A 24,712-nucleotide genomic window follows, 5' to 3' on the forward strand; every position below is an offset into this window, starting at 1 on the left:
GAGCTTTCCAATGTATTCGTCTCATTTCGAAGTGCCCCGATCAGTTCGAAGCGTCCAGCGGACGCATATACCTGTTTGCATCATGATCAAGTTGTAAGAGGGAGATTCGTGTGGATGGCAGTCCCGACCGAGGAATCGTTTCCGCAGCTCGTCCGGACGACGAACTCACCTTCCCTCTTTCTGCCGCGCAACTTTCCCTGCTTGTCGCACAACAGCTTCGACCCGAGATTCCCGTCAGCATCGCTCAGTACGTCGACGTGGACGGCCCGCTCGACATCGAGCTGCTGACCGCTGCCAGTAAACAGACCGGCCGTGAGATCGGCTCCGGATACCTGCGCCTGGTCGAGGTGGACGGGGTTGCGCGTCAGTGGCTCGATCTCGACATGGACGACTCCCTCGACGTGGTCGACCTGCGCGCCGAATCCGATCCGGAATCGGCGGCGCGAGAATGGATGCGCAAAGAGCACACTGCTGCCATCGATCCGTTCACCGATCGCCTGGTCAGGCTGGCAGTCCTTGTGCTTCGCGACGACCATTATTACTGGTACAGCCGTATTCATCATGTGGCGCTCGACGGTTTCGGCGCGATGTCGATGATGAACCGCACAGCCGAGATCTACACCGCCGCGGTGCGGGATCTGCCAGTTCCCCCAGCGGTAACTGCCCCCCTCCAATCGTTGGTGAAGGCAGAGGCCGACTATCTGGGCTCTTCCCGGTGGGAGCGCGATCGCGACTACTGGAACACCAAGATGGCCGACAAGCCGGGCGGAACCTCGCTCGCGTCCTCGACTGCTCCGTCGCAGGCGTGGTCACGCCTTCGGTCGGCGACGGTACCTACGGAACTGCGAAGCTCCCTCGAACGGCTTGCCGTCGCTCACGACGTGACTACGTCGTCAGTGGTGATCGGTGCACTGGCGGCTTACCTCGCCCGGGCCACCGGGACCCGCGACGTGGTCCTCAGCCTGCCGGTCTCGGGGCGGACGACGAAAGCTGCTCGCCGGTCCGGCGGAATGATGTCGAACGTCGTCCCGATACGTGCGAGTGTCGATCCGCACTTCGCGGTGGGAGACTTGCTGCACGAGGTGAAGATCGAACTCACCGGCGCACTGCGTCATCAGAAGTACCGCCACGAGGACCTACGACGCGACCTCAACGCCGGTGATCACAGCATCGCCGACGGACGCGGCTTCCACGGGCCGTTGATCAACCTCATGCTGTTCCACTCGGGAATCACTCTCGGGGACGCGCACGGCGAACTGAACGTGATCTCGACCGGGCCGATCGAAGACCTCTCGGTCAACGTCTATCAGACTTCCGCAGCCGAAGAGATCCAGATCGACTTCGCCGCGAACCCAGACCTCTACACCAACGAGGACATCACGCGTCACCACCGACGTTTCCTCGAATTCCTCGAATTGTTCTGCGCTGCGGAATCGGGAACTCGATTGATGGACATCGACCCGGACGCCGCGGGGAAGTGGATCGTCGAAGTTCAACACGCCCGCAACGTCGAGTACTGGTCTTCGACATTGTCGAACCCCGCCGAGGATCTGGGTTTGCCGGTCGTCGCCGGATCCGGTCGGACGTCCACGCCCCTCGAGATCGAGGCCGACCTCTGCCGCCGCCTCGAGACGATGGCGACGACGATGAACACGAGTCTGTTCGTGCTGTTCCAGTCTGCGATGGCCGGACTGCTGCGCCGCGTCGGTTCGGCTGACGAGGTGTCGATCGGCGTCTCGGTCCGCGGGTACGGCGCCTCGAACCCGGACGATTTCGTCTCGATGTTCGCCAACCAGTTGGTGCTTCGCTCGACGGTGTCGAACACCATGACGCTCAACGACCTGGTCGGTGCGGTGGACACCGTCGCAATCGAAGCTTTCGAACACGCAGACATTCTTCTGTCTTCGGTGACCGCCGCACTCGGTGACGGCCGCTGGGTGGAGACRGGCCCGTTGTTCCGGGCGATGGTCTGCTTCGAGGAGCCGCTGGATGCTCACCCGAGATTTCCGGGGCTCATGGTCGGTGCGCCTATCGGATCGGATCTGGCCACCGTGCCCGAACTGTTTGTCTCCCTGGCGATTCCGACTGGTGAGCATGCCGATTTCGATCAGCCGATCTCCGGTGTTCTGGATTGGCTCGGCACGAAGGAGCAAGCCGAGGACCTCGCCGACCGGTATCTACGAATCTTGACCGCGATGGTCGGTGCTCCGCACTCGGCGCTCGGCTCAGTGGATCTGCTCCGCCCGGACGCGCGCCAGGCGCTGGTGCCGCCCGTTCTCCCGATTACCCCGGTCCGAACGCTCTCCGACATCCTTTCCGATCACATTCGGGCGACCCCGGAAGCGATCGCCGTTGTCGCAGGTAGCGAGCGCGTGTCGTACCGCGAACTCGATCGACGATCGAATCAGTTGGCGCGCAAGCTCGTCGAGCATGGCGTGCAATCCGAGTCGTTGGTCGGAATCATGCTGCCGAAATCCGTGGACATGATCGTTGCCGCTGTCGCGGTAGTGAAGGCCGGCGGCGGATACCTCCCACTCGATCGTGCGCACCCCGCCGAGCGTTTGGCATACGTGGTCGAGGATGCGCAACCGGTGTGCGTCATCTCCGATTCCACTTTCCCGAACTCCGCCTTCCCGAACTCTGACGTGGTGGTCGTCGGGGTCGACTCCGACGAGTACTCCGGTGAGGGTCTGGAAACCGATGAGTGCCCGCGCGGGCACGGAGTCGACAATCTGGCATACGTGATCTACACCTCGGGGTCGACGGGCCGACCCAAGGGCGTCTCGGTTACTCACGCCACCGTGGTGCGATTGTTCGAGAACACGCAGGTCGAATTCGGATTCGACGGCAACGACGTGTGGACGATGTTCCACTCGTTCGCCTTCGACTTCTCGGTGTGGGAAATGTGGGGCGCGCTGCTCCACGGTGGAACGCTGGTTCTGGTCGATCACGAAGTCTCACGCGACCCCGATGCCTTCCGCGCGCTCGTCGCCGCAGAAGGCGTCACCGTGCTCAATCAGACGCCCTCGGCCTTCTACCAGTACATCGAAGCCGACCTTCGGGCCGATTCGGCGACCCGGCTCCGGTACGTGATCTTCGGTGGCGAAGCCTTGGATCTTCGTCGCCTCGGGCGCTGGTATGACAATCACGCGGGCTACGACGATCACACGGAATCCGGGCCCGCACTCGTCAACATGTACGGCATCACCGAGACGACGGTGCATGTCACCCATCTCGAAATCGACCGGGCGAGCGCGAGTGCGGTTACCGGCAGCCGGATCGGTGACGCGATCGACGGACTTCGTGTGTACCTGCTCGACGAGCATCTCTCCCCGGTCCCGGTGGGGATTGCGGGGGAGATCTATGTCGCCGGCGGTCAACTCGCCCGTGGCTATCTGGGCCGACCAGACCTCACCGCGGGCCGGTTCGTTGCCGATCCGTTCAATGCCGGCGGACGACGGTTGTACCGGTCCGGTGACCGCGCACGATGGATTGCGCCTGGACAACTCGAGTACCTCGGACGCGGCGACGCGCAGGTCAAGATCCGCGGATTCCGGATCGAACTCGGCGAAATCGACTCCGTCATCCTCGGCGCGCCGGGAATCGACGACGCCGTGACCGTCGTGGCTCCGACGCCGGCCGGCGGCGCTCTCGTGACCTATGTGACCGCTTCGGACGCCGTGGACGCCGAAGCCCTTCGCGCGCACGCCGCCGAAGCCCTCCCGACCTACATGGTTCCCGATGCCTTCATGGTCATCGATTCGATTCCGTTGACCACCAACGGAAAACTCGACCGGCGTGCGCTGCCGTCGCCGATCCTCGCCTCCACCAGGGTCTTCCGGCCCCCGACGACCCCGACCGAGGGCAAGGTAGCCGCGGTTCTGGCTGACATCCTGGGTAGCGGACCGCTCGGGCTCGACGATAATTTCTTTCATTTGGGCGGAAACTCGCTGGTAGCGACGACGGCTGTGGCGCGCTTGACCGAAGCCACCGGAGTTCGTATGCCACTGCGTGCGCTCTTCAACCATCCCACGGTGTCCGGGATCGCGGCGACGATCGAGCGTGCCGCCCAGACCCCGGACGCTGACGGTATCCAGGTCGTGGCCCGGCCGGCGGTACTACCTCTCGCTCCCGCGCAGCAGCGACTGTGGTTCCTGAACCGCGTCGCACCGGAATCAGGTGCATACAACATTCCGTTGGCGGTGTCGTTGCGCGGCGACGTCGATCCCGACGCACTGAGCGCCGCGATCGTGGACGTCGTGACACGTCACGAGTCACTACGCACCGTGTTTCCTCAAATCGGGGACAACGCAACGCAGAAGGTTCTGGGCCTGGGCGAGGGTATCGCGGGGCTCGAGTCGATCGAAGTGGAACGCGAGAATCTCGAAAGTGTGATCTTCGAATTCTCCTCGGCGGGTTTCGATCTGGTCCGCGAACGCCCGGTCCGCTACCTGCTGATCACTGTCGCCGACGATGAGGAAGGCGATGGCAAGGACGGCGATGACGAGCAAGCAGTCCTCGTCGTAGTTCTGCACCACATGGTGGCCGACGGCTGGTCGCTCGCGCCGTTGGCTGCTGATCTCACCGGCGCTTACGCCGCCCGCGTCGGCGGCAACAGCCCGCAGTGGGCGCCCCTTCCGGTGCAGTACGCCGACTACACGCTCTGGCACCGAGAACACCTCGGCGACGCGGCATCCACCGATTCGCTTGCCCACTCACAGATCGCGTTCTGGAAGCAGCAGCTGGCGGGAGCGCCCGAGCAACTCCACCTGCCGACGGACCGTCCGCGCCCACTCGACCCGACCATGCGCGGGGCCGGAGTCGACATCAGAATTGGCGCTTCCACTCATCAGAAGCTCGTTGTACTTGCCGGCGATCACGACGCCACGCCGTTCATCGCCCTGCATGCGTGCTTCGCCCTGCTTCTGGCCAGGTACAGCGGCACGGACGACATCGTCATCGGAACACCGGTGGCAGGACGAGGGGACAGATCTCTCGATCTGCTCGTCGGCATGTTCGTCAACACTCTGGCCTTGCGGACCGTCGTCGATCGGGACGCGACGTTCGCCGCACACCTGTCGCAGGTCAGGGCCGTCGACGTGGATGCCTTCGACAATGCGGACGTGCCTTTCGACGTCGTCGTGGACGCGCTCGAACTGGACCGCTCGCCTGCGCACCATCCGGTCTTTCAAGCTGCCATCACCTCTCGGATAACCACCGCTCACACAGCCGAACTGGCCGGGGTGTCGATGACGGCGCGGGCAGTCGAGACGGGGCTGACCAAGTTCGACCTCGAGCTCACCGTCACCGAACGTCACGAGTCCGGGACCGCAGCTGGAATCGATGCCACGTTCACCTATTCCACCGACCTGTTCGACAACGCGACCGTCGAAGCCTTGGCGCGAAACTTCGTGACCCTCGTGGAATCGGCAGTGTCGGGACCGACTGCACCGGTTGGTGACCTTCGTGTACTCGGATCCCGGGAGAGTGCCGCGATATTGCCGCGGCGCGGCGTGGCTTCGGTGGGCGAATCGACGCTGGCGCAGATCCTCGGGGATACCGCGAGGACGTATCCCGACGCGATCGCCCTCGAAGACTCCGAGCGCTCACTCTCGTACGGGGAGCTGGAGCGTCGATCGAATCGGATCGCCCGATACCTCATGGACCTGGGCGTCGGCCCCGAGACACCGGTCGCACTGGCCGTCGCCCGATCGGTCGACTCCGTGCTCGCAGTCTGGTCGGTCACCAAAGCCGGCGGCGTTTTCGTCCCGGTCGATCCCCGTTATCCCGCAGATCGAGTTGCGCACATGCTCGAGGATTCGGGTGTGCGGATCGGAATTCGGTCCGCCGAGGTTGCGGCCGGTCCGGCAACCGGCGGGAACGTCGCAGTCTGGATCGACCTCGGCGACGCGGACACGGTTGCAGAATGTGCCGCCTACTCCGACGCTGCCATCGACGACGCTGACAGAACAGCGTCGATCACTGCGGCGTCGGCTGCGTACGYCATCTACACCTCCGGCTCGACCGGAGTGCCGAAGGGCACCGTCGTCACTCACGCAGGTTTGGCCAATCTTGCTCGCGAACAACAGGATCGGTACCGGATCACCGCCGGGTCGCGGACTCTGCATTTTGCGTCACCGAGCTTCGACGGCGCCGTACTCGAGCTACTGCTCGCCGGTTCGACCGGCGCGACGATGGTGATCGCCCCTCCCGACATCTACGGAGGGGAGGCGTTGAGCGAGTTCCTCCGAAGCCGCGAGGTCACTCATGCCTTCATCACTCCGGCTGCTCTGGCGACCGTCGATCCGGCGGGCGTGACGGCACTGGAATGCGTAGTCGTCGGCGGCGACGTGTGCACCCCGGAATTGGTCTCGAGCTGGGGCAACGGGCGCAGACTGCACAACGGATACGGTCCGACCGAAACCACTGTCATGGTTGCCATCAGTGACCCACTCTCACCGGGCGATCCGATCACCATCGGCGGTCCCATCCGCGGAATCGACGCCGTGGTGCTCGACGCTCGGCTGCAACCGGTCCCGATCGGCGGCGTCGGCGAGCTGTACATCGGTGGGCCGGGGCTTGCACGCGGTTACCACCTTCGTCCCGCGCTGACGTCGGATCGTTTTGTCGCGCATCCGTACTCGACGTCCGGTGCGCGGATGTACCGAACCGGTGACCTGGTCCGCTGGACCAAGGACCTGACCCTTCGCTACGTGGGCCGCAGCGATCATCAGCTCAAGATCCGCGGGTTCCGCATCGAACTCGGCGAGATCGACGCTGCTCTGATGGATTCCCCTCTCGTTCACTTCGCCACGACGATTCCCGTCGAATCCGCCGCAGGCACCACTCTGGCGTCGTACGTGTTGCTCAGCGGCGACGCTGATATCGAGTCGCTCTTTGCGGCACTCGCCGACACGCTGCCGCGGTACATGATTCCGTCGTCGATCACCCCGATCGACGCGATTCCGTTGACTCCGGTCGGCAAACTCGATCGGAGAGCCTTGCCGACGCCGATACCGCGCGAAGTCCTCGGTACGGGTCGTGAACCCGAGGCCGGGCTCGAACGCACCGTCGCCGACGTGTTCGCTTCACTGCTCGACGTACCCGATGTCCGGGCCGGAGACAGCTTCTTCGATCTCGGTGGCAACTCACTCGTCGCGACGCAGGTGTCCGCGCGGTTGAGCGCAGCGACGGGACTCGCTGTGGACGTGCGCTCGATCTTCGAAGCGCCGACCGTCGAAGCGCTCGCTGCACGTCTGGCGGCGAGCGCCGAAGAATCAGACGATCGACCTGCTCTGAGCGCCGGTGCTCGCCCGGACCGACTACCGCTCTCCGCTGCGCAACAGCGCCTGTGGTTCGTCAATCGCTTCGACCCGCAGTCCGCGGTCTACAACATTCCGTTCGCGATCCGGATCACCGGAGACATCCACGGCGATGCACTCGAGGAGGCGCTTGCGGACGTCACTGCACGCCATGAGGTGCTTCGAACGATCTACGTCGACAGCGCCGACGGCCCGAGCCAGGTCATCCGAGCAATTTCCGACGTGCAGTTCTCCGTCGAGCGCTATTGCGGATCCGAAGGTATCGAATCCGCGACGACGGAGTTCGCGGCGCGTGGGTTCGATCTCGGTTCGGATCTGCCGATTCGGGCCATGCTGGTGCGCGAGGACACTTTCGCTCACGTACTGGTCGTCGTCATCCACCACATCGCCTTCGACGGCTGGTCCCTGACTCCCTTCGCGACAGATTTCGTCGCGGCGTACTCCGCACGCGTCGTCGGAGACGCCCCGGTTTTCATACCGCTCGACGTGCAGTACGCCGACTACGCGGTGTGGCAGCAAGACTCGCTCGGGCAGATCGACGACCAGGAGTCTCTGGTTGCCCGCGAGCTGACCTTCTGGACCGCTGCCATGGCTGGTGCCCCGGACGAGGTACTGCTACCGGTGGATCGCCCACGCGGATCTGTCACCACGACCGCCGTCGGATCGGTGCCGATCGTCATCGACGCGGCGACCGGGGAGCGGCTCGCCGCCTTGGCAAGGCGCAGTGGCACGACGCAATTCATGGTCGTACACGCGATCTTGACGGTTGCTCTGGCGCGTCTCGGTGCTACCGACGACGTGGTGGTCGGCACTCCGGTGGCAGGCCGCGGCCGACCCGAACTGGATTCCCTGATCGGGATGTTCGTCAATTCGGTACCGCTTCGCACACCGGTCGATCACCGAGCGTCGTTCACCTCCCTGCTCGAGGTCGTCCGTGAACGCGACCTTGCCGCCTTCGCGCACCCCGAGTTGCCATTCGAGGTGCTGGTCGACGCCCTCGATCTCGACCGGTCCACTACGCGACACCCGCTGTTTCAGGTCATGCTGTCGTACCACCAGAATGTGGTCTCGCCGCAGGTAACCGTCCACGACGCGCATCTCGAGGCGCAAGCGCTCGAACCGTCCGTCGCGAAGTTCGACCTCGAGTTCACCCTGCTGGCAGGCGATTCCGAGAAGGCGGAGATCACCGGGTCGCTCAGGTTTGCCGAGGCGCTCTTCGACATTTCCACCGCGGAAACGATCGCCGCACGTGTGCAGTCGGTGGCCCGAGCCGTCGCCGCAGACCCGGACACCGCAATCGACGACATGGAATTCCTCAGCACCCTCGAGCGGGCGTCGCTGATGCCGGTACGAGGTCCGGCGTGGACCAGTTCGCGCACCTTGGCCGAAATATTGACGCGGACCGCCACCCGTTCAGGCGATTCGGTGGCCCTTCGATCTGGTGACACCACCGTGCTCTACCGAGATCTCTTCTCCCGTGCATCGGCGCTTGCCCGCCGTTTGACCACGGAAGGTATCGGCGCCGAAGACATTGTGGCGATAGCGATTCCGCGTTCGATCGACTCGATCGTCGCGTTGTGGGGCGTTTCCTTGACCGGCGCCGCGTTCGTTCCGGTCGATCCGCGGTACCCAGCCGATCGCATTCTGCACATGCTCACCGACTCCGGAGCCACTCGCGGAGTGACAACGGAAGCGGTGGTCGAATCACTGCCCCGTCCGGTTCCGTGGATGACGATGGACGACATCCACGGCGACGGTGTCTGGCATCCGGTTCCTGCCGCGCCGATCCGAATCGACAACCTCGCCTACATCATCTACACCTCCGGATCGACGGGAAAGCCCAAGGGTGTCAGCGTCACTCACCGTGGCCTGAGCGCATTGGCCGCCGAGCAGACTGCGCGCTACGGCATCTCGGCGCAGTCGAGGACGCTGCACTTCTCCTCACCGAGCTTCGACGCATCCATCCTCGAACTGCTGCTCGCTGTCGGTGAGGGCGCGACGATGGTGATCGCATCTCCCGATGTGTACGGCGGCGAGGACCTCGCAAAACTGATCACCGATCAGCAAGTGAGCCACGCGTTCATCACGCCGGCAGCGCTGGCCTCGGTCGATCCCACCGGGCTGGACGTCTTGCAGTCGATCGTTGTCGGCGGCGAGGCCTGTTCACCCGAACTGGTCCGCAAGTGGGCACCGGGTCGCCGGTTGTTCAACGGTTACGGGCCGACGGAAACCACGGTCATGGTGTGCATCAGCGATGCCCTGACGGTGGGGGAGACCGTGACCATCGGCGGGCCCGTCCGGGGCGTGTCCGCGGTAATTCTCGACGGCTCGGCTCAGCCGGTACCCGTCGGGGTCACCGGTGAGCTCTACATCGCCGGCCTCGGACTTGCCCGCGGCTACCTCGACCAACCCGCGTTGACGGCGACGCGATTCGTGGCAGCGCCGTTCGGCCCGGCCGGCGCCCGCATGTACCGGACCGGTGACCTGGTTCGGTGGACGCCGCTCGAGACGATCGAATACGTCGGACGCTCTGATCACCAAGTGAAAGTACGCGGATTCCGCATCGAACTGGGCGAGATCGACTCCGTCCTCAGCGATTACCCCGGCGTCGAGTTCGCGGTCACCGTGGGCATCGACGCAGCTTCCGGTGAGACGATGTTGGCGTCGTACGTCGTGCTCGGCTCCGATGCGGTCGAGATGGACGAATTGCTGATCCATGCGCGCCGCTCACTGCCCGCCTTCATGGTGCCGTCGGCGATCACCCCGATCGAGCACGTTCCGCTGACCCCCGTCGGGAAACTCGACCGATCGGCGCTGCCGGCGCCGACACTGCGTTCGTCCGAGCGGAGTGTCGAGCCGCTGACCACCGCGACCGAACTCCAGGTTGCCGGCGTCGTGGCGGAACTGCTGGGTATCGAACAGATCAGTGCGTCGGACAGTTTCTTCGAACTCGGCGGCAACTCACTGCTCGCCACCAGACTGGCCCAGCGACTCGGCGAATCGTTGGGCAGGCAGGTACCTGTCCGAATGCTGTTCGAGCACCCCGAAATTCGGGAACTTGCCACCGTGCTCGACACATCCGCCGGGGCGAAGGCGCTACCACCGATCACCGCCGTCGACCGCCCCGAGCAAATTCCGCTGTCCTACGCGCAGGCCCGCATCTGGTTCCTCAACCAGATGGATCCCGGCTCACCCGCGTACAACGTCCCTGCCGCGATCTCCCTCGACGGTGCACTCGACGTCCCAGCCCTCGAAGCTGCGGTCCTCGACGTGATCGAAAGGCACGAAATCCTGCGCACGGTGTTCCCCGACTCCGACACCGGCCCACACCAGGTGATCCAGGATGCATTCACCTCGCTGGAGTACGCAAATGCGGACACCCGTGAACCGGCAGAGCTCGCCCGAGAATTCGCGTCGCGTGGATTCGACATCACGACCCAAGCTCCCGTTCGCGCGCTCCTGCTCGAGTCGACGCCGCAGCACCACACGCTTGTCATCGTGATCCACCACATCGCGGCGGACGGATGGTCGATCGCGCCGTTGATGAAGGACGTGCTCACCGCCTACGTCGCGAGAAGTTCGGGACACGCTCCCGAGTTCACCCCGCTCGAAGTGCACTACGCGGACTTCGCCATCTGGCAGCGGGAAGCGCTGGGCTCTGTGAACGAATCCGAGAGCGTGCTCGGGGCACAGGCGTCGTACTGGCGGGAGACGTTGCGGGGAGCACCTGAGCTGATCGACCTTCCGAACGATCGAGCGCGCCCGCTCACCCAGTCGTTGAGCGGCGGCCACACCGCGGTCTCGCTTCCGGCGCACACCCGGATCGCGGTCGAGGCGGTCGCCGGCTCGAATGCGGCGACGCCGTTCATGGTGTTGCACGCTGCCTATGCCGTGCTGCTGTCCAGGCTGAGTCGAAGCACGGACATCGTGATCGGATCTCCGGTCGCCGGGCGAGGACACCGAGTTCTCGACGACCTCGTGGGAATGTTCGTGGGCACGGTCGGACTGCGCACGACGGTCGATCCCGGGTCGACGTTCGTCGACGTTCTGCGTACTGTCCGCTCCGTCGATCTCGACGCCTTCGCCCACGCGGACATTCCGTTCGAGCAGGTCGTGGACGTTGTGGCGCCGACCCGGACCACCGACCGTCATCCGGTGTTCCAGACGATGATCTCGTTCCACGGCGCCCACCCGACGACGTGGGACCTGCCTGGACTTGCCGTTCGTGCCCACGAGATCACACCGGACATCGCCAAGTACGACCTGCAGTTCACCGTTGTCGAACAGACCGCGGAGGAAGGCGGCGGCTACGAGGCCTCCCTCACCTACGCGAAGGACCTCTTCGACACCGATACGGCGGAGTCGTTTGCGGTGATGCTGGAAACGGTCATCGAGACACTGACTGCCCAGCCCTCCGCCGTCGTCGGTGACGTGGATCTTGCGGGACGTGGCCTGCGTGCGTTGCCCGGACGTCCGGCCGGCGATGCCTTGACCTTGCCGGAGTTGCTGCTTCGCGGCGCGGCCGATCCGCATGCTCCGGCAATCGTCGACGTCGCGGCTTCCGCCACGCTCACGTACGGCGAACTCGACCGACGCTCCGACGCGATGGCGTTTGCGTTGATCGCTCGCGGGATTGCGCCGGAAATGATTGTGGCACTCGCGCTTCCGAGGTCGGCCGACTATGTGATCGCGCTCTGGGCCGTAGCGAAAGCCGGCGGAGTGTTTCTTCCCGTGGACCCGGCGTACCCCGCCGAGCGGATCGAGCACATGCTCACCGACAGTGGGGCGGTACTCGGTATCACCAGGGGTGAGTATGTGGCCGGCCTTCCGGGCGCCACGTCGTGGATCGAGCTCGACGCGGTCGAATTCACCACCGAAATCGAGGCAGCCCATTCCGAGACACTGCCGGACGCACCACTCGAGTTCGACAACCCGGCCTACCTGATCTACACCTCGGGCTCGACCGGAAAACCCAAGGGCGTATTGGTCACTCACGCGGGATTGGCCGCGTTTGCCGACGAACAGCGGGAACGTTTCGGCGTCACCGCGCACTCTCGCGCTCTGAGCTTCGCCTCGACGAGCTTCGACGCGTCGGTTCTCGAGCTCCTTCTGGCATTCGGCGCCGGCGCAACGATGGTGATTGCGCCTCCGACGGTTCTCGGCGGTGTCGAATTGCACGAACTGCTCGACGAGCAGACGATCACCCATGCATTCGTGACTCCGGCCGCCCTGGCGACTGTCGATCCCGCCGGTCTCGACCATCTCGAGGCCGTCGTTGTCGGTGGCGACGCCTGCACCGCCGACCTCGTATCTCGGTGGGCGCCGAGGCGCCGAATGTTCAACGCGTACGGCCCGACCGAGGCCACCGTCGCAGTCACCATCAGCGATTCACTCGTCGCGGGGGAGACCGTGACGATCGGCGGTCCGATCCGAGGCGTGGATGCGATGGTTCTCGATTCCCGACTGCACTCGGTCCCCGGACGGGTCGTCGGTGAGCTCTACGTGTGCGGCGACGGTCTCGCCCGCGGGTACCTCGGCAACCCCGCGCTCACGGCAGCGCGGTTCGTCGCCGACCCGCACGGACCCGAAGGCTCTCGGATGTACCGCACCGGAGATCTTGTGCGTGAAGATCGCGCACGGTCGCTTGTCTATCTCGGACGCGCGGACCACCAGGTCAAGGTCCGAGGGTTCCGGATCGAACTCGGTGAAATCGACGCGGTGCTGGCGTCGGAGGCGTCCGTGCATTCGGCTGTGAGCGTGGTCGTCGGCGACGGCGTCGACGCTCGGATCGTCGCGTACGTCGTCCCGGCACACGGGGACGTCGACGTCACCGCACTACGACGCCACGCAGGCACATCCCTGCCTGCGCACATGATCCCGTCCGCTTTTGTCACGATCGGTGCAGTCCCGACCACACCGGCGGGCAAGCTGGATCGCGCAGCTCTGCCTGCGCCCCTCTGGGAGTCGCCGAGTGGACGCAGTCCGGAAGGCAGCGACGAGATTGCGATCTGCGCTGCTTTCGCGGAGGTCCTCGATCTCGCCGACGCAGACACGTACGCCGATTCGAGCTTCTTCGAACTCGGCGGAAACTCGCTCATGGCAACGCGTTTGGTCGCTGCCATCAAGGAACGCACCAGTATGGCCGTCCCCGTCGCGTGGATATTCTCCGACCCGACACCGGAGGCATTGGCGCGCAGACTCTTCGAACTCGAGGCAACAGTTGTGACAAGTGACGCGGATACCTCCGCACTTGCAGTAGTCCTGCCACTACGCCCGGAAGGCCGCGCCGAGCCACTGTTCTGCATCCATCCGGCCATCGGTTTGGCCTGGTGCTACGGGGCACTCGATCGGTACGTCGATTCCAGCCGGCCGCTCTACGGCCTGCAGTCGCCGATTCTGACGGACCCCGAATTCCGGGCGGAGCTGATCGAGGACTTCGCGGCGCGGTACGTCGACGAAATTCGTGGAGTTCAGCCGCACGGTCCGTATCACCTGCTGGGGTGGTCGATCGGGGGATTGATCGCTCACGCGGCGGCGGTGCAGTTGCAAGCAGCGGGTGAGAGCGTCGCCGACCTGATTCTGCTCGACAGCTTCGTTCTCGAAGACCCGACGATGGCGGGCGCGCAGCCTTCTCTCGCCGAACTGATCGGCGGGTTGGGGATCTCGGTCCCGGACGCCGACGAGCGTGATCTGACACCGGAGGACGCCGAAGCGCTCTTGCATGAAGCCATCGGCGATCACCCTTTGGTCTCGAGCGATCGGATCGAGCGACTGTTCGAGGAATACTCCGCAGGCGCGGAGCTTGCCCACCGGTACCGCCCGGGCAAGTTCGTGGGCGATCTGCTGTTCTTCTCGGCACAGACCGACACCTTCGACCCGCTGCGAACGGCGTCGGCGTGGCGACCGTTCGTGTCCGGGGTGATCATCGACCGTCCGGTGCCCACGTCACACGCCGAAATGTTCACCGAGGCAGGTCTGGAGGCGATCGGGCCCGTGATCAACCTGGCGGTCGGAACCGGTCGTCACGCGGCCCCGGACGTCGACGCCGAGTTGGACGCTCTGATCGAGATCCAAGACGTGCGCGGCTGACTCAGGCTCGTTTCTTCCTCGGCGCCGTCGACTTCGACGAGCCGGCCTTGGAGGCGTTCGACTTCGCTTCGTCCACACTGCGCTGCAGTGCGGCAACGAGGTCGACCACCTCTGCATCGGTGCCCTCTTGGTCGACCTCGGCGGCGGGGATGACCTTCTTGCCGCCGTTCTCGATCATCTCGTCGAGCAACTGCCGCAGTTGGAGCTGGTAGTCGTCGGTGAACTCGGTCGGATCGAAATCGCCCGCCATGCTCTCGACGAGCGTCTGCGCCATCTTCAGTTCCTTGGCCTTCGGCTTCTCCACGTCGTCGAGCGAAGGGAACTCTGCTGCGCGAACTTCGTCGGGCCACAGCAACGTCTGGATCACGAGGACGCCGTCGCGAGCGCGCATCGCGGCCAGGCGCGTCTTCTGTCGCAGAGTGAAATGCACCAGTGCCGTTCGATCACTCTCGGTGAGCACAGTCGAAAGCAGGACGTACGCCTTCGGCGACGCCGAATCCGGTTCGAGGAAGTAACTCTTCTCGAACAAGATCGGATCGATCTGATCGTTCGGCACGAATTCCAGCACCGGAATCTCGTGCTTCTCCGCGGCCGGGAGTTTGTTGAAGTCCTCGTCGCTCAAGATGACGCGCGATCCGTCTTCCGAGTCGTACGCCTTGTCGATGTCCGCGAACTGAACCGTGTTTCCGCACTCGGAACACACACGGTTGTACTTGATGCGGCCACCGTCTTTTGCATGGACCTGGTGAAATCGGATGTCGTGGTCCTCGGTCGCCGAGTACACCTTGACCGGAACGTTGACCAGACCGAAGGCTATCGAGCCTTTCCAAATCGAGCGCATGCCTCCCATGATGGTCGCCCCCAGCCGATTGCGCGAGGCAAACGCTCACGGTTGATCCCGAACCGTTGCGTCCGGGTGGGCCGGTTCGAGGCGCGGCGAGCGGGTATCCGCTCCGAGAATCCGACTCGCACACCTGGGGGCATACTCCGATGAGTATCCGAACCTACCGTCGACGCGTAGCAGCAGCGCTGGCAATTTCACTGGTTCCACTGCTGTTTGCGCCTTGGCCCGCGAACGCAGATCCGGCACGCACCGTAACCATCAGCGTCCACTCCGATGCGATGGGCCGCGACATTCCACTCGAGGTGATCCTCCCCGCCGACACGAGCGCCCCACGGCCCACGTTGTATCTGCTCAACGGCGCCGGTGGTGGCGAGGACAGTGCGACGTGGGAAGGACGGACCGATGTCCTGGACTTCTTCGCCGACAAGAACGTCAACGTCGTGACGCCGCTGGAAGGAGCGTTCAGCTACTACACCGACTGGCAGAAGGACGATCCCGTACTCGGACGCAACAAGTGGCAGACGTTCCTCACTCGCGAACTGCCGCCAGTCATCGATGCGCAGTTCGGTACCAACGGGGTCAACTCCATCGCGGCGATCTCGATGACCGCGACCTCGGTACTCAATCTCGCGATCTCAGCCCCAGGGCTGTATCGGAGTGTCGGGGCCTACAGYGGGTGCGCGGAGACTTCCACCCAGCCGGGTCAGGACTACGTGCGACTGGTGGTCGGTGCGCGGGGTGGCGCTGATCCGACAAACATGTGGGGACCGTTCGACGGTCCGGGATGGCGCGAGAACGATCCCGTCGTGAACGCGGAGAAGTTGCGGGGGACCGAACTGTACGTCTCCACCGGATCCGGGCTGCCAGGTCCGCACGACAACCTTCAGGCGCCCGATGTGAACGGAAACCCCGGAGCACTCCTGAATCAGATCATCGTCGGCGGCATCATCGAATCCGCGGTCAACGGGTGCACACACGGATTGGCGGACCGACTGAACGCACTGGGCATCCCCGCGACCTTCGACTTCAAGCCGACCGGAACCCACTCGTGGGGTTACTGGCAGGACGACCTCCACAACTCCTGGCCGATGATCGCCAGCTCGATGGCAGCGCAGTAGTCGGTGCGGATCTAGTCACCGGAAAAACGGCGCGCGCATCAACGTCTTTCTGACGTGCCACGGTGACGATCGGAACAGTGTTGCCATCACCTTCGCCGTCGCGGCCGCGTCCCGCCGATCGGAAAGGTATGACCGCTGAGCCTCGACCGGTAGATCGAAGAACTTGTCGAAGAATGTGGTGACTTCGCCCGAGTCGAGGGTGAGAAGTGCGTTCAGACCAACGCGGCGGAGAGCGGATACCGCCTTGGCCGAGCGAGGCCAGAGTGCCGCGTTCGGATCCTCACCGTCGGCGATTGCTTTCGCGACAGTGTCGGCCTCGGCGAGTGAGGAGGCAACGCTGTATCCGGTTCCCGGATGCATCAGACCGCCTCGCCCGCCGAACCGGAGGACACCGTCCGGGGACGAGTCCCTCGGGCCTTCGACCGCAAAACGGACTCGCTCGACCGGCGCGTCGTCGGGGACTTCGCAGCCCCGATTGTGAAGTCGGGTGCGCAGACGTGTTTCGAGTTCACGCAACCCCAACGCCGGCCGGCCGACGAGGCAGGTCTCCTCGAGGAGGACTCGCTCGTCGTCGAGCGGGACCGCGTAGAGAAACGACGGAGTGTCGGCGTCGGAGGTGCCGTTGTCTGTTCGCCAGTCCATGAACCAGGCCTCGCTGCCGCCCAGAATCGGATCGGCCAGAGCTCGGTCCACGATCATTCCGAAGGCCGTCTGCTGCGCGGTTGTCACTGCCAGATCGGTGCCTCGGGCGTCGACGACGACGGATCCCGTCAGCTGCGATCCGTCCACGCACACGACGGTGGTGGTGGACAGTGTTTGAGCGCGTAAGCCTCTGACCTTTATGGATGTGTGGGAGAGAAATGATTGCAGTAAAGATGTATTCAATACGCAATAGATGCGATCAAGCGTTTTCTGCCCGCTGGTCCACACGCTCGGGCGTTCGATTCGGCTCGCGATCACCTCGTCCGGCAGCCACGACGGCAGCTCGTCTGCCCACACCGAGTACGTCGGCGTCCACACCCGATGAGGATGCGGATCGACAACGACAACAGTGAGTTGCCGGGCGATACAGCGCGTCGCGAGTGCCCGCCCCGCCGGCCCTCCGCCCACGATCACCACGTCGGCGGAGGAGTCGAGTGTGCTCATGATCGGCGCACTACATCGATCCCGTTGCGAGCAGACCGCCGTCGACCCGGACCGTTTCGCCGGTGATCCATGCCGCCGCGTCGGAGACGAGGAAGCCGACCAAGCCGGCAACGTCCTCGGGGGTGCCGAGCCGCTTCATCGGGTAGCCCGCCGACGCCTTGTCCTCGCCGGCAGCGACCAGTGCTGCCGCGAACTGCGTCTTGACGATCCCGGGAGCTACGGCATTGACACGAATCTTCGGTCCCAGTTGCCAGGCCAGTTCTTCCGTCAACCGGATGAGCGCAGCCTTCGACGCGCCGTACGCCGCGATGACGCCCGTCGATCGGATCCCGGCCACACTTGCCAGGTTCACGACGGCTCCACCGTGTTCGCCCATCCACGCCCGATGTGCTTGTTGGACGTAACCGAGGGCGGCAACCACGTTCACGTCGAAGATCTTGCGCACGGCGTCGAGGTCCGCCTCCATGAGCGAACCGAAGACGGGATTGATTCCGGTGTTGTTGACCAGAATGTCGAGCGAACCGAACTCGGCGACGGCGCGGTCGACGGCACCGGATCGGGCCTCGGCATCGGCTGCGTTGCCCGCGAATGCGACGACCTTGCCGCCGTGCCCCAGATCGGACAGTTCGGATGCAGCGGCCTCGAGGGGCTCCGGCTTGCGGGCTGTGATCAAGACGTCGGCGCCGCGAGCGAGGAGTTCGGCGGCGACAGCTTTGCCGATTCCGCGACTTGCGCCGGTGACGATGGCGGCGCGGCCTTCGAGGTCGCGAGGACGAGTGCTGTTTTCGCTAGTCATGTCCCGAACGTTAGCGGACTCACACGCTCCTGGTCGGAACGACCGTCAGGTCACGGTAAAATCGATAGTTCTTGTGTCTGTAGTCAGGCATTGTTTACCCGTATTCGTCGTTTTTCCTGAGGAGTTTGCTTGATTACCGCCACTGACCTCGAAGTTCGTGCCGGTGTCCGCACCCTTCTCACAGCTCCCGGGCCTTCGCTGCGCATCCAGCCGGGCGACCGGATCGGACTCGTCGGACGTAACGGTGCCGGAAAGACGACCACTCTGCGCATCCTCGCCGGTGAAGGTGAGGCATATGCGGGAAGCGTCGTACGCACCGGTGAACTCGGAYACCTCCCGCAGGACCCCAAAGAGGGCGACCTGAGCATCCTCGCCAAGGACCGGGTTCTCTCTGCCCGCGGCCTCGACACGATGCTCCGCGAGATGGAGAAGCAGCAGATCCTGATGGGCGAGGTGCTCGATCAGGAATCTCAGGACCGCGCGGTCAAGAAGTACGGCCAGCTCGAGGATCGATTCTCGGCCCTCGGCGGATACGAAGCCGAGAGCGAAGCTGCACGTATCACCAGCAGCCTCGGCCTCGAAGACCGCGTTCTCGGGCAGCCGCTCAGCACGCTGTCCGGCGGTCAGCGTCGTCGTGTCGAATTGGCGCGAATCCTCTTTGCCGCCTCCGACGGCAGCGGTGCCCGCTCGGACACCACTCTGTTGCTCGACGAGCCCACCAACCACCTCGACGCCGACTCCATCACCTGGCTGCGTGGATTCCTCCAGAACCACGAGGGCGGACTGGTGGTCATCAGTCACGACGTCGACCTGCTCAACGACGTCGTCAACCGTGTGTGGTTCCTCGATGCCGTCCGCGGTGAGGCCGATGTCTACAACATGAACTGGAAGAAGTACCTCGACGCTCGTGCCACGGACGAGCAGCGTCGTCGCCGCGAGCGCGCGAACGCCGAGAAGAAGGCCGGTGCGCTGCGGATTCAGGCAGCGAAGATGGGTGCAAAGGCAACCAAGGCCGTCGCGGCTCAGAACATGGCCAAGCGAGCCGACAAGTTGATGGCGAACCTCGATGCAGAACGTGTCTCGGACAAGGTTGCGCGGATTCGTTTCCCCGAGCCCGCCGCTTGTGGCAAGACTCCGCTCATGGGCAAGAACCTCACCAAGGTGTACGGCTCGCTCGAGATCTTCACCGGTGTCGATCTCGCGATCGATCGTGGGTCTCGTGTGGTTATCCTCGGACTCAACGGTGCAGGTAAGACCACACTGCTCCGCATCCTCGCGGGCGCGGAGAAGGCGGACGCGGGTGAGCTGATCGCCGGTCACGGACTCAAGGTCGGCTACTTCGCTCAGGAGCACGACACCCTCGACGACGACGCGTCCGTGTGGGAGAACATCCGCCACGCTGCGCCGGATACAGGGGAGCAGGAGCTGCGTTCTCTGCTCGGTGCCTTCATGTTCACCGGCCCACAGCTCGAACAGCCGGCCGGAACGCTCTCGGGTGGTGAAAAGACGCGTCTGGCTCTGGCCGGTCTGGTGTCGTCCGCTGCCAACGTTCTGCTTCTCGACGAGCCCACCAACAACCTGGACCCGATCTCACGCGAGCAGGTGCTCGACGCGCTCCGCAGCTACACCGGTGCCGTCGTCCTGGTCACCCACGATCCGGGCGCTGCCGAGGCACTCAACCCCGAGCGGGTCATCCTCCTGCCCGACGGCAACGAGGACCACTGGTCGCAGGAATACCTCGAGCTGATCCAGCTCGCCTAACCCCCTGTGAGTGGTTAGGGAGTCCCCGCACTCCTCAACCACTCACAGGGGCGAAGCCCCTCAATCTCGCCGCCGCACCGATTCCTCGACCAGATCGAGAACCGCTGACAGGTTGTCGACGCCGTGGCCGGAGGCGATTCTCGCGACCAGGCCGTCCATCACCAGATCCAGGTATCCGATCAGAATTTCGGTGGGAACGTCGTCACGGAGCCGACCGGCCGATTTCTGTCTGGCGAGGCGCGCACTGGTCGCTTCCGTCAGTTCTACGGAGCGCTGTGACCACTTCTCGCGGAAGTCGGCGTCATTGCGCAGTCGACGCGCTATCTCCAGTCGCGTTCCCAGCCAATCGAATTGATCGGGCTGCGCGAGCATGTCCCGCATGACCTGGACGAGGCCCTCTTCGGCGACGACATCTGCCATCCGGCTCGCATCCTCGCTTGCGAGAGCRAGGAACAGGCCGTCCTTGTCCTTGAAGTGATGAAAGATCGCTCCTCGGGACAAACCGGTGACTTCTTCGAGACGGCGAACTGTGGCGCCGTCGTAGCCGTATTCCGCAAAGCAGCGGCGGGCGCCGTCAAGGATCTGACTGCGCCGTGCCGCGAGATGGTCTTCACTGACCTTGGGCACGTTGTTGTCCTCGTCTCGCGCGAACACGACCTTCTCGCCGTTCTCGCGCGTCGCCGTGACCTTCATGGTCTTCGGGGTGACGCCCTCGTTGAGCTTCTCGACGCCTTCGATGTCGAAGGTCTCGGTGCCGTCGAGCTTGAGCGAACCTGCGGACTCGCCGACCGGGAACTGCAGCGGGACGACGCCCATGCCGATGAGGTTGGAGCGGTGGATGCGCTCGAACGACTCGGTGATGACGGCCTTGACGCCGAGCAGGCTGGTGCCCTTGGCTGCCCAGTCACGCGAGGATCCGGAGCCGTACTCCTTGCCGCCCAGGACGACCAGCGGGATGCCGGCTGCCTGGTAGTTCTGCGACGCGTCGTAGATGAATGCCTGCGGTGCGCCTTCCTGCGTGAAGTCGCGGGTGTAACCACCGGAGACGTCGTCGAGGAGCTGGTTACGCAGACGGATGTTCGCGAACGTTCCGCGAATCATGACCTCGTGGTTACCGCGACGCGAGCCGAGCGAGTTGTAATCCGCACGCTCGACGCCGTGGGAGTCGAGGTACTGCGCAGCGGGGGTACCGACCTTGATCGGACCTGCCGGGCTGATGTGGTCGGTGGTGACCGAGTCGCCGAGCAGTGCGAGGACGCGAGCGCCCTTGATGTCCTTGACCGGAGCCGGATCCATCGTCATGCCGTCGAAGTAAGGTGGCTTCCGCACGTAGGTGGAGTTCACGTCCCACTCGAAGGTGTCACCCTTCGGGGTTTCGAGGTTCTGCCAGCGGCTGTCGCCCGCAAAGATGGTTGCGTACGACTTGCGGAACATGTCCTGGTCGATCGAGGACTTGATCGTCTCTTCGATTTCCTGCGTGGACGGCCAGATGTCCTTGAGGTAGACGGGGTTTCCGTCGGTGTCGTTACCGAGCGAATCGGTCTCGAAGTCGAAGTCCATGGTTCCGGCGAGGCCGTATGCAATCACGAGTGGCGGGGAAGCCAGGTAGTTCATCTTGACGTCGGGGGAGATACGTCCCTCGAAGTTACGGTTACCCGAGAGCACCGCGGTGACCGAGAGGTCGTTGTCGTTGATGGCCTTCGAGACTGCCTCGGGCAGGGGTCCGGTGTTACCGATGCACGTGGTGCAGCCGTAACCGCCGAGGTAGTAACCGAGCTTCTCGAGGTACGGCCACAGGCCGGCCTTCTCGTAGTAATCGGTGACGACCTGCGAACCGGGAGCCATGTTGGTCTTGACCCACGGCTTGGTGGCGAGGCCCTTTTCGACGGCGTTGCGTGCGAGCAGTGCAGCACCGAGCATGACCGACGGGTTGGACGTGTTGGTGCAGGAGGTGATACCTGCAACAACGACGGCGCCGTGGTCGAGAACGAACTCACCGGCGTCGGACTTGACGACGACCGGCTTGCTCGGACGGCCTTCTGCACCGTTGGCAGCAGAGAGAACGTCGACCGCTCCGTCGTCGGCAAACGACAGAACCGCGGGATCGGAAGCCGGGAAGGACTCTTCGACGGCCTCGTCGAGCTGGGTGTGCTCGGTCGGGTAGTTCTCTTCCACGTAGTTGTGGATGTCCTTGCGGAACGCAGTCTTGGACTCCGACAACAGGATTCGGTCCTGCGGGCGCTTCGGGCCGGCGATCGAGGGAACAACGGTTCCCAGATCCAGCTCGATGTACTCCGAGAAGACGGGTTCCTTGTCGGGGTTGTGCCACAGGCCCTGTTCCTTGGCGTACGCCTCGACGAGAGCGAGCTGCTCGTCGCTGCGGCCGGTGAGGCGCAGGTACTCGATGGTCTCGGCGTCGATCGGGAAGATCGCTGCGGTGGAACCGAATTCGGGGCTCATGTTGCCCAGCGTTGCGCGGTTCGCGAGCGGAACCTCGGCAACACCGTTGCCGTAGAACTCGACGAACTTGCCGACGACGCCGTGCTTACGGAGCATCTCGGTGGCGGTGAGCACGACGTCGGTTGCGGTGACGCCGGGCTTGATCTCACCGGAGAGCTTGAAGCCGACAACGCGGGGGATCAGCATGGAGACGGGCTGGCCGAGCATTGCTGCCTCGGCCTCGATGCCGCCGACGCCCCAGCCGAGCACGCCGAGGCCGTTGACCATCGTGGTGTGCGAGTCGGTGCCGACACAGGTGTCGGGGTATGCCTGTCCGTTACGGGACATGACGGTGGGCGCCAGGTACTCGATGTTGACCTGGTGAACGATGCCCATTCCCGGGGGGACGACCTTGAAGTCGTCGAATGCGCCCTGGCCCCAACGGAGGAACTGGTAACGCTCGCCGTTGCGCTCGTATTCGAGGTCGACGTTGCGCTCGAGTGCGTCGGCCTGGCCGAAGACGTCGAGGATGACCGAGTGGTCGATGACCATGTCGGCGGGGGAGAGCGGGTTGACCTTGTTCGGGTCGCCGCCGAGGGTGGTGACGGCCTCACGCATGGTGGCGAGGTCGACGATGCAAGGAACGCCGGTGAAGTCCTGCATGATCACGCGGGCAGGCGTGAACTGGATTTCGATGCTCGGCTCGGCTGAGGGATCCCAGCTCGCGATTGCGCGGATGTGATCCGCGGTGATGTTGGCACCGTCTTCGGTGCGGAGAAGGTTCTCGGCGAGAACCTTCAAGGAATAGGGCAATTTCTCGGTGCCGGGGACGGCCGAGAGGCGGAAGATCTCGTAAGAGTTCTCACCGACCTCGAGGGTTCCCTTGGCTCCGAATGAATCGATACTGGTGCTCACGTCTGCTCCACTCGTCTATGAGGGTCGCTACCGACGGGGCTGTGTCGGCAGCTGAAGCGAGGTACTTCGGCCGGGAAGATCCTCCGTAGCTCACGCCAATCGCACAGTTCGCGTGAGAACTGTCCGAACATCGGAGCTGCAGTAGAACCTGTCCTGACCGGTGGTACCTCTTGGTCCAAGTCTAACAGTACGCTTGTCCTGTGAGAATTCAGGGCAAGTTGACCGAAACAATCTTCGTGCAGACTGCGGGCCTGCGCAACGCAGGCTTGGCTGGGTGACCACACCCACAGTTACCGCTCGGGCGGCACGCGCGGCGGTTGCGTGTGACGCCTGGTGGCAGTCGACCTGAAGTAGGCTGCATGCAGGCCCGTCGCGGGTCGGCCGCCGACAAACGACCTCGGAAGAACTCCCCGCATCTCAGCGGTGGACGGAATCCGAACAGCACCCGGATGAGAGATGTCTGCTCCTACCAATCACGCTTTTGCGCCTGTGCACGTGAAGTCCCCGTTGCACGTCGCTGTTCCGTCGGATGTCGATCTCGACGACGTGCTCGCGGACCTTTCGACGGACGGCGTCTCCGCCCCGGAGTCCGATGTTGTGGGGCTGACTGCGGTGGTGACCGACGCCCGTGAACGTGGTGTCGACTTGAGCGTCGTGGTGGTCGACGCAAATCCGGGCCGGCCTTCCGATCTTCGCGACCTGGCCACGACGGTCGGCAAAACCGAAGGCGGCACGGTTCTCGTTCTGAGCCCAGACTGGATGGGTAGCTACAGCGACTCGATCAGTCGCGTGCAGCTCGAAACCGCGCAGGACCGATCTTTCGGAGAAAGCGCGAGCGTGACCGCGGACCGCTTCTCGCACGAGATCGTGGCGCCGGGTCCGCCGTGGACGCTTTACACGGTCCTTGTCATCGCACTGGTTGCGGTTATTGCCGGAATTACCTTTGCCGTCAAGTGGCGGCGAGAGCCGGAAAACGCGCAAACCAGACATGTCGCCTCGACTTCAGAAACGGCGACATCTTCCGACCACCGGGCCGATTCCGTCTGACCTTGGTCCTTTTGCGAGATTTTCAGTAACTCGTCGAAAACAGGTACTCACCGCTGTTTGCGGTGAGTACCTGCCCTTTTTGGTACCTGCATGCCATTCGACCAGCTCAAATACCGTTTGTGTTATTTGTGGCTAAAGTTTCCAAAGAACGCTTGAGTGTCGTACGGTACAACTGGCACTTTTTGGGGAAGAAGTGTCGCAGACAGGCTGATGTTGTTCGACGCGTACTTGTCGG

8 protein-coding genes are annotated in these 24,712 nt (G+C 64.0%); 4 read left to right on the forward strand and 4 right to left on the reverse strand.

All coding sequences use genetic code 11. The features are described from left to right. Positions 1-110: 110 nt before the first annotated feature. Positions 111-14,411 (forward strand): amino acid adenylation domain-containing protein, encoded by a 14,301-nt coding sequence (locus AC1DWA_RS27650; RefSeq protein ID WP_477917328.1) that lies wholly within the window; start codon positions 111-113, stop codon positions 14,409-14,411. Between the two features lies 1 nt (position 14,412). On the opposite strand, the gene ku is transcribed toward AC1DWA_RS27650, so the two are convergent. After that, on the reverse strand, positions 14,413-15,252 hold the full coding sequence (ku, locus tag AC1DWA_RS27655) for a non-homologous end joining protein Ku (RefSeq protein ID WP_181447556.1): 840 nt from the start codon (positions 15,250-15,252) through the stop codon (positions 14,413-14,415). A gap of 149 nt (positions 15,253-15,401) precedes the next feature. Between ku and AC1DWA_RS27660 the strand changes: the two genes are divergently transcribed. Further along, entirely contained in the window at positions 15,402-16,373 is a 972-nt protein-coding gene (locus AC1DWA_RS27660; RefSeq protein WP_019748416.1) for an alpha/beta hydrolase, read from the forward strand. 15 nt (positions 16,374-16,388) lie between these two features. On the opposite strand, the gene AC1DWA_RS27665 is transcribed toward AC1DWA_RS27660, so the two are convergent. Both AC1DWA_RS27665 and AC1DWA_RS27670 read right to left on the reverse strand, forming a co-directional pair. Next, on the reverse strand, positions 16,389-17,519 hold the full coding sequence (locus tag AC1DWA_RS27665) for a lycopene cyclase family protein (protein WP_019748417.1): 1,131 nt from the start codon (positions 17,517-17,519) through the stop codon (positions 16,389-16,391). Between the two features lie 10 nt (positions 17,520-17,529). Continuing rightward, positions 17,530-18,315, reverse strand: a complete 786-nt coding sequence (locus AC1DWA_RS27670; RefSeq protein WP_019748418.1) for an SDR family oxidoreductase — start codon at positions 18,313-18,315, stop codon at positions 17,530-17,532. 129 nt (positions 18,316-18,444) lie between these two features. On the opposite strand from AC1DWA_RS27670, the gene AC1DWA_RS27675 reads away from it, so the two are divergent. Next, positions 18,445-20,076, forward strand: a complete 1,632-nt coding sequence (locus AC1DWA_RS27675; RefSeq protein ID WP_477917330.1) for an ABC-F family ATP-binding cassette domain-containing protein — start codon at positions 18,445-18,447, stop codon at positions 20,074-20,076. A gap of 60 nt (positions 20,077-20,136) precedes the next feature. Here AC1DWA_RS27675 and acnA read toward each other — a convergent pair whose 3' ends face one another. Then, positions 20,137-23,430, reverse strand: coding sequence for an aconitate hydratase AcnA (gene acnA, locus AC1DWA_RS27680; protein ID WP_477917332.1), 3,294 nt, complete (start codon positions 23,428-23,430; stop codon positions 20,137-20,139). A 456-nt stretch (positions 23,431-23,886) separates the two neighbouring features. Here acnA and AC1DWA_RS27685 point away from each other — a divergent pair, with 456 nt between their 5' ends. Beyond that, positions 23,887-24,477 (forward strand): Rv1476 family membrane protein, encoded by a 591-nt coding sequence (locus AC1DWA_RS27685; protein ID WP_019748422.1) that lies wholly within the window; start codon positions 23,887-23,889, stop codon positions 24,475-24,477. The last annotated feature ends 235 nt before the right edge of the window (positions 24,478-24,712 follow it).

The sequence above is a fragment of the Rhodococcus sp. P4_F3_2 genome (assembly GCF_056401335.1).

Bases quoted from the DNA above. Each gene is read 5' to 3' on its own strand.
- ku (WP_181447556.1), bottom strand. From the start codon at position 15,252: ATGCGCTCGATTTGGAAAGGCTCGATAGCCTTCGGTCTGGTCAACGTT.
- AC1DWA_RS27665 (WP_019748417.1), bottom strand. From the start codon at position 17,519: ATGAGCACACTCGACTCCTCCGCCGACGTGGTGATCGTGGGCGGAGGG.
- AC1DWA_RS27670 (WP_019748418.1), bottom strand. From the start codon at position 18,315: ATGACTAGCGAAAACAGCACTCGTCCTCGCGACCTCGAAGGCCGCGCC.
- AC1DWA_RS27685 (WP_019748422.1), top strand. From the start codon at position 23,887: ATGTCTGCTCCTACCAATCACGCTTTTGCGCCTGTGCACGTGAAGTCC.